The organism is Rhizobacter sp. P2_H2 (assembly GCF_056403375.1).
Genome location: NZ_JBFUFP010000074.1, coordinates 1 through 11835, shown reverse-complemented (window position 1 = coordinate 11835; position 11835 = coordinate 1). Strand labels below are relative to the sequence as shown.

Annotated in this window: 11 protein-coding genes and 1 pseudogene; 4 read left to right on the top strand and 8 right to left on the bottom strand. The window is 70.3% G+C overall.

Going from position 1 to position 11835, the window contains the following annotated elements; genetic code table 11:
• Positions 1 to 121: 121 nt before the first annotated feature.
• Positions 122 to 445 (top strand): hypothetical protein, encoded by a 324-nt coding sequence (locus tag AC1D15_RS07325; protein ID WP_477825476.1) that lies wholly within the window; start codon positions 122 to 124, stop codon positions 443 to 445.
• 3 nt (positions 446 to 448) lie between these two features.
• On the opposite strand, the gene AC1D15_RS07320 is transcribed toward AC1D15_RS07325, so the two are convergent.
• The 8 genes from AC1D15_RS07320 to AC1D15_RS07285 all read right to left on the bottom strand — a co-directional run bounded on the left by AC1D15_RS07320 (position 449) and on the right by AC1D15_RS07285 (position 8738).
• Positions 449 to 1531, bottom strand: a complete 1083-nt coding sequence (locus AC1D15_RS07320; protein ID WP_477825475.1) for a hypothetical protein — start codon at positions 1529 to 1531, stop codon at positions 449 to 451.
• Positions 1532 to 1859: 328 nt separating this feature from the next.
• On the bottom strand, positions 1860 to 2576 hold the full coding sequence (locus AC1D15_RS07315) for an ABC transporter ATP-binding protein (protein ID WP_047509040.1): 717 nt from the start codon (positions 2574 to 2576) through the stop codon (positions 1860 to 1862).
• Positions 2573 to 3322: an ABC transporter ATP-binding protein gene (locus AC1D15_RS07310; protein ID WP_477825474.1), complete on the bottom strand. Its 750-nt coding sequence runs from the start codon at positions 3320 to 3322 to the stop codon at positions 2573 to 2575. Before AC1D15_RS07310 ends, AC1D15_RS07315 begins: the two co-directional genes overlap by 4 nt.
• Positions 3319 to 4293 carry a branched-chain amino acid ABC transporter permease gene (locus AC1D15_RS07305; RefSeq protein WP_477825473.1) on the bottom strand — a complete coding sequence of 325 codons (975 nt, stop codon included), beginning with the start codon at positions 4291 to 4293 and terminating at the stop codon, positions 3319 to 3321. The genes AC1D15_RS07310 and AC1D15_RS07305 overlap by 4 nt, the downstream gene beginning before the upstream one ends.
• Entirely contained in the window at positions 4293 to 5165 is an 873-nt protein-coding gene (locus AC1D15_RS07300; protein ID WP_465110706.1) for a branched-chain amino acid ABC transporter permease, read from the bottom strand. The genes AC1D15_RS07305 and AC1D15_RS07300 overlap by 1 nt, the downstream gene beginning before the upstream one ends.
• A 1-nt stretch (position 5166) precedes the next feature.
• Complete coding sequence (locus AC1D15_RS07295) at positions 5167 to 6333, bottom strand: ABC transporter substrate-binding protein (RefSeq protein ID WP_477825472.1); 1167 nt, start codon at positions 6331 to 6333, stop codon at positions 5167 to 5169.
• A gap of 17 nt (positions 6334 to 6350) precedes the next feature.
• Positions 6351 to 7166 (bottom strand): alpha/beta fold hydrolase, encoded by an 816-nt coding sequence (locus AC1D15_RS07290; RefSeq protein WP_477825471.1) that lies wholly within the window; start codon positions 7164 to 7166, stop codon positions 6351 to 6353.
• 3 nt (positions 7167 to 7169) lie between these two features.
• Positions 7170 to 8738 carry a benzoate-CoA ligase family protein gene (locus tag AC1D15_RS07285; RefSeq protein ID WP_477825470.1) on the bottom strand — a complete coding sequence of 523 codons (1569 nt, stop codon included), beginning with the start codon at positions 8736 to 8738 and terminating at the stop codon, positions 7170 to 7172.
• Between the two features lie 156 nt (positions 8739 to 8894).
• Between AC1D15_RS07285 and AC1D15_RS07280 the strand changes: the two genes are divergently transcribed.
• From AC1D15_RS07280 to AC1D15_RS07270, 3 genes and pseudogenes are all read left to right on the top strand, one after another.
• The gene (locus AC1D15_RS07280) at positions 8895 to 9818 is read left to right on the top strand and encodes a helix-turn-helix transcriptional regulator (RefSeq protein WP_477825469.1); all 924 of its coding nucleotides are present in this window, start codon (positions 8895 to 8897) and stop codon (positions 9816 to 9818) included.
• A gap of 77 nt (positions 9819 to 9895) precedes the next feature.
• Entirely contained in the window at positions 9896 to 11578 is a 1683-nt protein-coding gene (gene boxC / locus AC1D15_RS07275) for a 2,3-epoxybenzoyl-CoA dihydrolase (protein WP_477825468.1), read from the top strand.
• A 3-nt stretch (positions 11579 to 11581) separates the two neighbouring features.
• Positions 11582 to 11835, top strand: a pseudogene (locus AC1D15_RS07270) (benzoyl-CoA 2,3-epoxidase subunit BoxB); the annotation flags it as partial.

Below are 11835 nucleotides of genomic sequence, written 5' to 3'. Positions count from 1 at the left end.
GCGTCGACATGAAGCGCCGGCTGCTCGGCATCGAGCGCGCCCGCATCGGCAGCGAGCCCGGGCTGTTCGACGACCTGTAGATCGCGACGCTGCTGCAACGAAGGCTGGCATCATCGGCGCGATGTCCGATGAGTATCAAATCCACGTTCCGCCGAGCTTCTACGCGCTGTACACCGACGCGCGCCAGCGCCTCACCGTGCCACTGACCGAACTGCGCGAGCGCTACGAGCTGTGCGAGGACCTGTCGCAGCACCTGAGCGAGCGCGCGAGCGCCCAGCATTTCGGCACCGGGGCTTCGCAGGCGTCGGTGCTTGCCGATTGCCTGCGCGGCCTGCAGGCCGGCCCGGTGGTGTCGAAGGACGAGGCGGTGTGGGTGGTGCACCGCCTTGCGGAGGTGCTGGGGTGGCCGTTCCTCGACAGCGGCGAACCGGCCGCCGGGGACTGATCCCTACTCGGCCTGGCCGCTGTTGCCGCCGTTGGCCGCCATCGTCGTCGCCGCCGGCACCTTCGGGGCCTCGAGCAGCGCCACCGTCGGGCTCTTCAGCGTCTTCGCGAAGCCCACCACCGTCTGGGTCGGCTGGTACGGCAGCGATTGCCACGGGTTCGCGCCATGGCTCAGCAGGAAGCTCACCATCTGCGTCTGCGCACGCTCGTCGTTCATGAACGCCGGCACCACGACGCGCGCCAGCGGAATCCACGGCAGCTGCTGCCCCTGCGTCGACGGCACCTTGTCGACCAGCTTCGGCTCGCGCTTGAACCACCATTCGAGCGCCGCATAGTCGGAGGTGCGCAGCGCCTCTTCGAACCCGGCCGCCAGCTTGCCCTGGTACGGGCCCAGGCCGGATTTCGCGGTATGACCGGCGGCCTCGAGCTTGGCCGCGAGCGGCGTCTGCAACGCGCTCGGGTGCAGGGCGCTCAGCGGGCTGAAGGCCAGCTGGCCGACCGCCAGGTCGCCCTGGTCCGACCACTGCGCGATCACGTCGTCGAGCCCGGCGGCGCGCGCGCTCGGCGAGCTCAGCAGGCGCAGCACGTCATGGTTCACCGAGCGCGAATCGGCCTCGGCCAGGAAGCGCAGCGAGCGCAGCGTCTGCGGCGAGGCCTTCGAGAAGTCGACCGGATTCGGCGAACGCGCCAGTGCGACCATCGGCGGCTGGTAGCAGGTCTCGGGCTGCGCGCCCTTGTCGAGCAACTCCGGCAGCACCGGCCAGAACTGCGGATCGCGTGCCGCGATCGTCAGCGTGCATTCCTGGAAGCCGCTGGCGCGGATGTCGGCGACCTTCAGGCTGCCGGGCTGGAACGGCAGGCAGCGTGCGGTGAGTGCCCGTTGGGCCGAGTTCAGCGCCGCGCAGGACTGCGGATCGCCCTCGGTGAACTTGGCGTGGATGTGCTTGATGATTTCCCAGGTCGGGCTGGAGTCGGTCGCGATGCCGGTGGCGCTCATGATCGCGCTGGCCGTGGTGGTGCAGCCGCCGGTCAGCAGCAAGCCCGAGATCGCGGCGCTGAGCACCAGCAGCCGTGGCAGAAAGTTCATGGTGTCGCGCTCCCAACGCACAGCCGCCCGGCTCGTGGCCGGAATGCGTTCTACAGCGCAAAAAGCAAGCCACCGCTGCCGGACGCGTCCAGGCGGGTGCGTGGCGAGAATCCGAACCGGTGCATGGCTGCACGAAGCAAGCGCCGGCGCGGCTTGCGGGCGATGTTGGGAAGCACTCGCCTGCCGGAGGCCGGTGAAACGGATGCTGACGCAGCTGACACAAAAGGGAAGCCCGCTTCGCCGTCGGGGTCATGCAGCGCAAAAAACGGCAGCCCTGGCGACAGGCGGTAACGCGGCGTATCGCTGCGTACGCAGGCGGGTCCGAGCGTCAGACGCCCAGCCAGCGCGCGAGCGCCGCCGGGTCGCCGGCGAGTGTCGACGAGGCCGCCGCGCACACGATCCGCCCCTTCTCCAGCACCACCGCCTGGTCGGTGTGCTCCAGCACGCGCCGCACGTTGCGGTCGACGATCAGCGTGCTGATGCCGCTCGCGCGGATCTGCGCGATCACGCGCCAGATCTCGGCCACCACCAGCGGCGCCAGGCCTTCGGTCGCTTCGTCGAGGATCAGCAACTGCGGGCTCGTCATCAACGCACGCCCGATCGCGAGCATCTGCTGCTCGCCGCCGGAGAGCTGCTGGCCGCCGTGTGCGAGGCGCTCGCCGAGGCGCGGAAATGTCTCCAGCACGCGCTCCAGCGTCCACGGCCGCTGCCCGTCGGCCGCGGCGCGCGCGGCCATCACGAGGTTCTCGCGCACCGACAGGTTCGGGAAGATGCCGCGGCCCTCGGGCACGTAGCCGGCGCCGAGCCGCGCGATGCGCTCCGGCGGCCAGCCGGTCACGTCGCGGCCCTGCCAGCGCACCCGGCCGGCGCTTGGCCGCAGGTAGCCCATCAGCGTGCGGATCAGCGTCGTCTTGCCCATGCCGTTGCGCCCGAGCAGGCCGAGCGCGCTGCCGGCCGGCACCGCGAACGACACGCCGTGCAGCACGCGGCTGTCACCGTAGCCGGCATGCAGCCCGTCGATCTCCACGAGCGGCACCGTGTTCATGCGTGCGCCTCGCCGAGGTAGGCCGTCACCACCTGCGGATGCTCGCGGATGCGCTGCGGTGCGTCGCAGGCGATGACCGCGCCGTTGACCATCACCGTGATGCGGTCGGCGATGCGGAACACCGCGTCCATGTCGTGCTCGACCAGCAGGATCGCGTGGCCCGCCTTCAGCGACTGCAGCAGCGCGAGCATGCGCTCGGTCTCCTCGGCGCCCATGCCGGCCAGCGGCTCGTCGAGCAGCAGCACGCGCGGCCGGGTGGCCAGGCACATCGCGATCTCGAGCTGGCGCTTCTGGCCGTGGCTGAGCGTGCCGGCGAGGTGGGCGGCGCTGTCGGCGAGGCCCGCGGCCTGCAGCGCCTGCCCGGCCACCTCGAGGCTGGTGCTGCAGCGCTGCGCCGATTGCCACACCTGCCACGGCCGCTGCAGCGCGGCCTGCGCGCTGAGCCGGCAGTTCTCCAGCACGCTGAAGCTGTCGAAGATGGTGGTGCGCTGGTAGCTGCGGCCGATGCCGGCGCGCGCCCGGCGCGGTTGCGACCAGCCGGTGATGTCGTCGTCGCCGAAGCGGATCTGCCCGGCGCTGGCCGGCAGCTCGCCCGACAGCAGGTTGATCAGCGTCGACTTGCCGGCGCCGTTGGTGCCGATCACGGCGTGCACCTCGCCGAGCCGCAGGTCGAGCGAGACCGCGTCGACGGCCGCGAGGCCGCCGAAGGTGCGCGACAGGCCGCTCGCCTGGATCAGCGCGCTCATGCGGCCCCCCGGCGCCAACGGATGCCGACGATGCCGCGCGGCAGCAACGCAACGAACGCGATGATCGTGAAGCCGAGCGTCATTTGCCAGTGCGCCGCCAGCGGCCCGACCAGCCCTTCGCTCGCGAACAGCTCCTTCAGCAGCGTGAACGCCACCGCGCCGACGATCGCGCCGCGCAGCGGGCCGAGGCCGCCGAGGATGATCATCAGCAGCACCGCGCCCGATTCGTGCCACGACAGCAGCTCTGGGTTGACGACGCCGTCCTGGATCGCGAGCAGCGCGCCGGCCAGCCCGGCCAGCGCGCCGGCGATCACGAAGGCCGCGAGCTTGTAGCCGTAGGTGCGGAAGCCGACCGCCCGCATGCGCGCCTCGTTGACGCGGATGCCCTGCAGCGCATGGCCGAAGCGCGAGCGCAGCAGCAGCGCGAGCCCGCCCCAGGTGAACGCGAGCGAGGCCAGCACCAGGCCGTAGACCTGGTGCTTGTTCTCGAGGTCGAGCAGCGTGGTGTCGCCCAGCCGCAGCACCGGCCGCACGTACAGGTAGATGCCATCGCTGCCGCCGCCGAGCTTGGTGTCGTGGAAGACGAAGTAGGCCATCTGCGCGAACGCGAGCGTCACCATGATGAAGTACACGCCGCGGGTGCGCAGGCTCAGCGCGCCGACGAACAGCGCGTACGCGGCCGCGCCGCCCATCGCCGCCGGCAGCAGCCACCAGAGCGACGCGCCTTCGCCCTGCGGCGACGCGAGTACCGTCACGTAGGCGCCGATGCCGAGGAAGGCCGCGTGCCCGAGGCTCACCAGCCCGGTCGCGCCGACCAGCAGCTGCAGGCTCAGCGCGAAGATCGCCGAGATCAGGATCTTGACGGTCAGGTCCATCAGGTACGGCGACAGCACCGCCGGCAGCAGCGCCAGCGCGAGCAGGATCGCCAGCGGCGCGACCTGCGGCAACCCACGAGACCCCGCGAGCGCCATCAATGCCCCCGCCGCATCAGGCCTTCGGGCCGCCACACCAGCACGATCGCCATCAGCAGGTAGATGCCGATGCCGCTCAGCTCGGCGAAGAACACCTTGCCGAAGGTGTCGACGAAGCCGACCAGCAGCGACGCGACCAGCGCGCCGGTGATCGAGCCGATGCCGCCGATCACGACGATCACGAAGCTGACGATCAGCACGCTGCCGCCCATGCCCGGGTACACCGACGACATCGGCGCGGCGATCATGCCGGCCAGCGCCGCGAGCGCGACGCCGGCCGCGAACACGCCGCGGTACAGCAGCCGGATGTCGATGCCGAGCCCGCGCACCATGTCGCGGTTGCTGGCACCGGCGCGCACCATCATCCCGAGCCGCGTGCGGTTGACCACCAGGTACAGCAGCGCCGCGATCGCGAGGCAGGCGGCCGACGCGAACAGCCGGTACACCGGGTACGACATCAGCTCGCCGAGCGCGATGCTGCCGGCCAGCCACGCGGGCGGCTGCACGCCGTGCACGTCGTTGCCGAGCAGCAGGCTGCGCGACTCCTCGAACACCAGGATCAGCGCATACGTCATCAGCACCTGCTGCAAGTGCTCACGCTGGTACAGGAAGCTGAAGAACGCCCACTCCAGCACGAAGCCGAAGGCCGCCGCCAGCAGCGTGCCGACCACGAGCATCAGCACGAACTGATCGGTGAAGTACGGTGCCAGCGCGAACGCGAGGTAGGCGCCGATCATGTAGAAGCTGCCGTGCGCGAGATTGATCACGCCCATGATCCCGAAGATCAGCGTCAGCCCGCTGGCCACCAGGAACAGCAGCAGGCCGTACTGGACGGCGTTCAGGCACTGGACGAGGAAGGTGGTGGCATCCACCTCAGAGCTTGCAGCCGCGGGCGGGGTCAGCCAACGCCTTCACGGCGATCGACTTGAACTCGTTGTTCGCGCCCTTCACCTCGCGCAGGTACATGTCCTGCACCGGGTTGCCGGCCGCCGACAGCGTGAACTTGCCGCGCGGGCTGTCGACCGTCGTCTTGCGCATCGCGGTGGTCAGCGCCTCGCGCTTCGCGAGGTCGCCCTTCACCGCGTTGAGGCCGGCCGCGAGGATCTGCGCCGCGTCGTAGCCCTGCACCGCGTAGACGTCGGCATTCGCCTTGTACGCGAGCGCGAAGCTCTTGCGGAACGCGTTGTTGCGCGGCGTGTCGAGGTTGTCGGCGTAGTGCAGCGTGGTCAGCAGGCCCTGCGCGGCGGCGCCCTGGGCCTCGAGCGTGCCGTCGGTCAGGAAGCCCGAGCCGTACAGCGGGATGGTCTTGTTCAGGCCCGCGGCGGCATAGTCCTTGACGAACTTCACCGCGCCGCCGCCGGCGAAGAACGCGTACACCGCGTCGGGCTTCTGCGCGGCGATCTCGGTCAGCAGCGCCTGGAACTCGACGTTCGGGAACGGCAGGTTCAGGTCCTTCACGACCTTGCCGCCGCCCTTCTCGAAGGCCTCGGTGAAGCCCTTGACGGCCTCGCTGCCGGCCGCGTAGTTCCAGGTGATCGTCATCGCGCGCTTGTGGCCCTTCTGCGCCATCACGACGCCGGTGGAGTAGCCCGGCTGCCAGTTCGAGAACGAGCTGCGCACGATGTTCGGCGAGCACAGCGGGCCGGTGATCGCGTCGGCACCGGCGTTCGGGATGATCAGCAGCGTATTGCTCTCCTTGGCCGCCTTCGCCATGCCGAGCGCGACGCCCGAATGGACCGTGCCGACCAGCACGTCGACCTGGTCGCGCTTGATCAGCTTGTTGACGTTGTCGGTGGCCTTGGCCGGCTCGGATTCGTCGTCGACCTTGAAGTACTGGATCTCGCGGCCGCCGAGCTTGCCGCCCTGCTCCTGCACGTACAGCCTGAAGCCGTTCTCGATCATCGTGCCCAGGCTCGCGTAGGTGCCGGTGTAGGGCAGCATGAAGCCGACCTTGATCGGGCCGGTGGCCTGCGCATGGGCCGCGCCGCCCGCCATCGACATCGCCAGGGCCGCGAGGGCCGGGAACTTGATCAGGTGCATGCCAGTCTCCGTGAGGTTCAGGATTCGAGAGGATCGGACAACCCGGTGATGAAGCGGCCGGCTTCGTGGATCACGAGGTCGGGTTGATCGCGGTGCGGCGAGTGGCCGCAGTCCGCGATCTCCAGCAGGCGCGTCTGCGGGGCACGCCGCGCGATGCCGCGGATCTGCTCCAGCGTACCGTACTCGTCGTCGACGCCTTGCAGCGCCAGCACCGGGCAGGGGACCGCGGCCAGCTCGTCTTCGATGCTCCAGCCGCGGAACGACGGATCGAGCCAGATGTCGTTCCAGCCGCGGAACGCCGATTCCGCGTCTGCATGGTAGCGGCCCAGGCGCTGCGGCAGGTCGGTGGTTTCATAGGTGTGGCGGGCGCGCTCGATGCTCGCGATGCTCAGCGCCTCGACGACGATGTGCGGCGCCATCGCGACGACGCCCGCGGTCGGGTGCGACGCCGCATGCAGCAGCGCGATGCTGCCGCCATCGCTGTGGCCGAACAGCCAGGGCCGCGCGACGCCGAGCTGCCGCAGCAGGGCCGGCAGCACCTCGCGCGCCTGCACGTGCATGAAATCGACCGGCCAGCGCTCGCCGGGCGGCTTCGGCGTCGACTGGCCGTAGCCGTAGCGCGAGTACACCAGGCCGCGCAGGCCGTGCGCTTCGCAGAGCTGGCGCGGAAAGTTCTTCCACATCGCGAGCGAGCCCAGCCCTTCGTGCAGGAACACGACCACCGGCCGCGTCGAGGCCGCATCGCCGACCCACTGGTACTCGAGGCGCAGCGGACGGCCGAGCCCGTCGAGCTCGGCGAACTGGATCGGTTCGGCGTAGCGGCGTCCGACCATGCGTCAGGCCGATGCCTCGTTCAAGGCGCGCAGCTTGAAGCGCTGGATCTTGCCGGTCGCCGTCTTCGGCAGCTCGGTCGTGAAGAGGATCTCGCGCGGCGTCTTGTGCGGTGCGAGCCGCGTCTTCACGAAGGCCTTCAGCGCGGCTTCGAGCTCGGGGCCCGCCACGTGGCCCTTGTTCGGCACGACGTAGGCGCGCGTCTTCGTCAGCCCCTGCGCATCGGCCAGGCCGATCACCGCGCACTCCATCACTGCCGCGTGGCCCATCAGCGCCGACTCGACCTCGATCGGCGACACGTACTGGCCGCTGACCTTCAGCATGTCGTCGCTGCGGCCGGCGTAGGTGTACCAGCCGTCGGCATCGACCACGTACTTGTCGCCGCTGCGCACCCAGTCGCCCAGGAAGGTCGAGCGCGTCTTGTCGCGGCTGGTCCAGTACAGCAGCGCGGCGCTCGGCCCGCGGATGAACAGGTCGCCGATCTCGCCGGGCGCGACCGGGCGGCCGTCGTCGCCGCGCAGCTCGAGCTCGTAGCCCGGCACCGGCTTGCCGGTGCAGCCGTAGCGCAGCGCGCCGGCGCGGTTGGACAGGAAGATGTGCAGCATCTCGGTCGAGCCGATGCCGTCGAGCACGTCGCAGCCGAAGTGCGCGCTGAAGCGTTCACCGACCTCGCGCGGCAGTGCTTCGCCGGCCGAGGCGCACACGCGCAGCGCGACCGCGTCGCGCGGTGGCAGCGCCTCGTTCGCGAGCAGCGCGACGTACAGCGTCGGCACGCCGCAGAACACGGTCGGGCGGTGCTGCGTCAGGCGCTTGAAGACCGCGGCCGGCGTCGGCCGTTCGGCCATCAGCACGACGGTCGCACCGACGCTCAGCGGAAACGTCAGCGCATTGCCGAGCCCGTACGCGAAGAACAGCTTGGCGGCCGAGAACACGATGTCGTCTTCGCGCACGCCGAGCACCGGCTGGCCGTACAGCGCGGCGGTCCAGTACAGGTTGGCATGGCTGTGCACCGTGCCCTTGGGCTTGCCGGTGGAGCCGGATGAATAGAGCCAGAACGCGAAGTCGTCGGCGTGCGTGTCGGCGGGGGCGGCCAGCGGCGGGGTGTCGAGCAGCGCGGCGAACGGGGTCGCACCCTCGGCCGCCGCGGCGCCGGACAGCACGACGGCCGGCTGGTCGGCGAGCGTGGCCAGCGCCTGCTGCGCCACCGGCCACAGTGCGCCCGACACCACCAGCGCACGGGCGCCGCTGTGCGCCAGCAGGTAGCCGTAGTCCGCGGCCGGCAGCAGCGTGTTGACCGGCACCGGCACCAGCCCGGCATACAGCGCACCGAGAAAGGCCACCGGCATGTCCACCGTGTCCAGCATCAGCAGCAGCACGCGCTCCTCGCGGCGCAGCCCCAGGCGCAGCAGGCCGGCGGCGCAGCGCCGCACGCGGTCGGCCAGTTCGCCGTAGCTGAGCCGGCCGTCGTCGTCGATGTAGGCGGTCTTCGCGGCACGGCCCGCGTTGCGCTGCAGCAGGTGGGCTGCGACGTTGAATCGTTCGGGCGGCGCCACCACGGCGGGGTTCGCGGGCATGCTGTTCTCCTGACGGGCCGGCCGCGGTTTTACCTCAAGCCGACCCGATCTCCGCATAATGCATTCACAGACAGTGCAGCGATCGGTTTATGCAATATGTTGCACTGAATTTCAGTATAGCCAGCAGTCCCGATCGACCTCGTTACGGACATACCCTTGGACCGAATCCCGAACTCGCCCCCCGCGCCGGAAGGCGAACCTGATCCGACCACCGACAAAGACCCGTTCCTGGCCGCCCTGGGCGAGCGCACGCGGGCACTGCGATCCCGGCGCGGCCTGACACGCAAGAGCCTGGCCAAGGTGGCCGACGTGTCCGAGCGGCACCTGGCCAATGTCGAGATGGGGGTCGGCAATGCGTCGGTGCAGTTCCTGCGGCAGCTCGCGCAGGCCCTGAACTGCACGCTGGCGGAGCTGGTCGGCGACGAGACGGCCAGCTCGCCGGAGTGGCTGATGATCCGCGAGATCCTGCGCGGCCGCAGCGAATCGGAGCTCGCGCAGGCGCGCTCCGCGCTGGCCTCGGTGTTCGGCGCGCCGGCCAGCCAGGCGGCGCGGCGCCAGCGGGTCGCGCTGATCGGCCTGCGCGGCGCCGGCAAGAGCACGCTCGGCAAGATGCTGGCCGACAGCTGGGCCGTGCCCTTCGTCGAGCTGAACCGCCACATCGAGGCGGTGGCCGGCTGCAGCGTCTCCGAGATCCATTCGCTGTACGGCCCGGCCGCCTACCGGCGCCACGAGCGGCGCGCGCTGGAGGAGTGCATCCAGCGCTACCCGCGCGCGGTGATCGCGACGCCCGGCGGCATCGTCTCCGACCCGGCCACCTTCAACATGCTGCTGGCGCACTGCTACACCGTGTGGGTGCGCGCCTCGCCCGAGGAGCACATGAACCGCGTGCTGGCGCAGGGCGACACCCGGCCGATGTCGGGCAATGCCGAGGCGATGAACGACCTGCGGCGCATCCTCGAGAGCCGCGCCGCCTTCTACTCGAAGGCCGACGAGGTGTTCGACACCAGCGACAAGACCATGGAGGCCGCATTCACGGCCCTGCAGGACCAATTGAGGGGCACGATCCGGCTGGCGGGTTGACGCTGGCGGCCGCATGCACTAAATTGCATCTTCATTGCCGAGCGTGCAGCATGTTGCCGCTTGCCGGAGATGCCCCCATGACAAATGTCCCTCCTGCCGCTTTCCCTGTTGACTCCCCGGTCGACTACGAGACCCATCCCGACCGCTACCGCCATTGGCGGCTGAGCGTCGAAGGCCAGGTTGCGACGCTCGTGATGGCCGTCAGCGAGGACGGCGGGCTGCGCGCGGGCTACAAGCTGAAGCTGAACAGCTATGACCTCGGCGTCGACATCGAGCTGCATGACGCGGTGCAGCGCATCCGCTTCGAGCACCCGGCGGTGCGCACGGTGATCCTCACCAGCGGCCGGGACCGGGTGTTCTGCTCGGGTGCCAACATCTTCATGCTCGGCCTGTCCAGCCACGGCTGGAAGGTCAACTTCTGCAAGTTCACGAACGAGACGCGCAACGGGCTCGAAGACAGCAGCCGGCACAGCGGCCTGAAGTTCCTGGCCGCGGTGAACGGCGCCTGCGCCGGCGGCGGCTACGAGCTGGCGGCGGCCTGCGACGAGATCATCCTGGTCGACGACCGCTCGTCGGCCGTCAGCCTGCCCGAGGTGCCGCTGCTCGGCGTGCTGCCCGGCACCGGCGGGCTGACGCGCCTGACCGACAAGCGCCGCGTGCGCCACGACCATGCCGACATCTTCTGCACCACCAGCGAAGGCGTGCGCGGCAAGAAGGCGGTGGACTGGCGGCTGGTCGACGAGGCGGTGAAGACGCAGGCCTTCGCGCAGCGCGTGCAGGAGCGGGCGCGCGAGCTGGCCGCGACGAGCGACCGGCCGGCCGATGCGCGCGGCGTGCCGCTGCCGCGGCTCGTGAAGCAGGTGTCGGCGAATGGCCTGGCCTACGGCCACGTCGACGTGCAGATCGACCGCGCCGCGCGCCATGCGACGCTGACGGTGCGCGGACCCGCGGGCGCGCAGCCGGCCGACCTCGCCGGCATCGAGGCCGCCGGCGCGGCCTGGTACCCGCTGCAGATGGCGCGCGAGCTCGACGACGCGATCCTGCACCTGCGCACCAACGAGCCCGAGATCGGCACCTGGCTGCTGAAGACGCAGGGCGCGGTCGACGCGGTGCTCGCGCTCGACGCGACGCTGCACGCGCACCGTTCGCACTGGCTGGTGCGCGAGACCATCGGCCTGTTGCGGCGCACGCTGGCGCGGCTCGACGTGTCGTCGCGCTCGCTGTTCGCGCTGGTGGATCGCGGCGCGTGCTTTGCCGGCTCGCTGCTCGAGATCGCACTCGCCGCCGATCGCATCTACATGCGGGCGCTGCCCGACGAGCCCGCTGCGGCGCCGCGCATCGCGCTGTCGGCGTTCAACTTCGACGACCTGCAGATGGTGAGCCGCGAGACGCGCCTGCAGCGCCGCTTCCACCGCGATGCCGGCGAGATCGGGGCGGTGCAGGCGACGCAGGGCCGCCTGCTCGATGCCGACGAGGCGCTCGCGCTCGGCCTCGTCACCGCGGCACCCGACGACATCGACTGGGCCGACGAGATCCGCATCGCGCTCGAGGAGCGCGCGAGCCTGTCGCCCGACGCGCTGACCGGCCTGGAAGCCAACCTGCGCTTCGCCGGCACCGAGAGCATGGAGACCCGCATCTTCGGCCGGCTGACCGCCTGGCAGAACTGGATCTTCAACCGCCCGAACGCCGTCGGCGAAGCGGGCGCGCTGAAGGTCTACGGCACCGGGCACAAGGCCCAGTTCGACTGGAAACGAATCTGACCCATGTCCAGCATCAACTACACCGACAAGATCCCCAACAACGTCAACCTGTCCGAGGACCGGACGCTGCAGCGTGCGCTCGAGCACTGGCAGCCCAACTACCTGAACTGGTGGCAGGACATGGGCCCCGACGGCTCGCACGGCTTCGATGTCTACCTGCGCACCGCCACCAGCACCACGCCCGACGGCTGGGCGCAGTTCGGCCACGTGAAGATGCCCGACTACCGCTGGGGCATCTTCCTCGCGCAGCCCGAGGC

Coding starts and splice junctions, on each gene's coding strand:
- AC1D15_RS07320 (WP_477825475.1), bottom strand. CDS start 1,531: ATGAACTTTCTGCCACGGCTGCTGGTGCTCAGCGCCGCGATCTCGGGC.
- boxC (WP_477825468.1), top strand. CDS start 9,896: ATGACAAATGTCCCTCCTGCCGCTTTCCCTGTTGACTCCCCGGTCGAC.
- AC1D15_RS07305 (WP_477825473.1), bottom strand. CDS start 4,293: ATGGCGCTCGCGGGGTCTCGTGGGTTGCCGCAGGTCGCGCCGCTGGCG.
- AC1D15_RS07325 (WP_477825476.1), top strand. CDS start 122: ATGTCCGATGAGTATCAAATCCACGTTCCGCCGAGCTTCTACGCGCTG.
- AC1D15_RS07310 (WP_477825474.1), bottom strand. CDS start 3,322: ATGAGCGCGCTGATCCAGGCGAGCGGCCTGTCGCGCACCTTCGGCGGC.
- AC1D15_RS07290 (WP_477825471.1), bottom strand. CDS start 7,166: ATGGTCGGACGCCGCTACGCCGAACCGATCCAGTTCGCCGAGCTCGAC.
- AC1D15_RS07285 (WP_477825470.1), bottom strand. CDS start 8,738: ATGCCCGCGAACCCCGCCGTGGTGGCGCCGCCCGAACGATTCAACGTC.
- AC1D15_RS07315 (WP_047509040.1), bottom strand. CDS start 2,576: ATGAACACGGTGCCGCTCGTGGAGATCGACGGGCTGCATGCCGGCTAC.
- AC1D15_RS07295 (WP_477825472.1), bottom strand. CDS start 6,333: ATGCACCTGATCAAGTTCCCGGCCCTCGCGGCCCTGGCGATGTCGATG.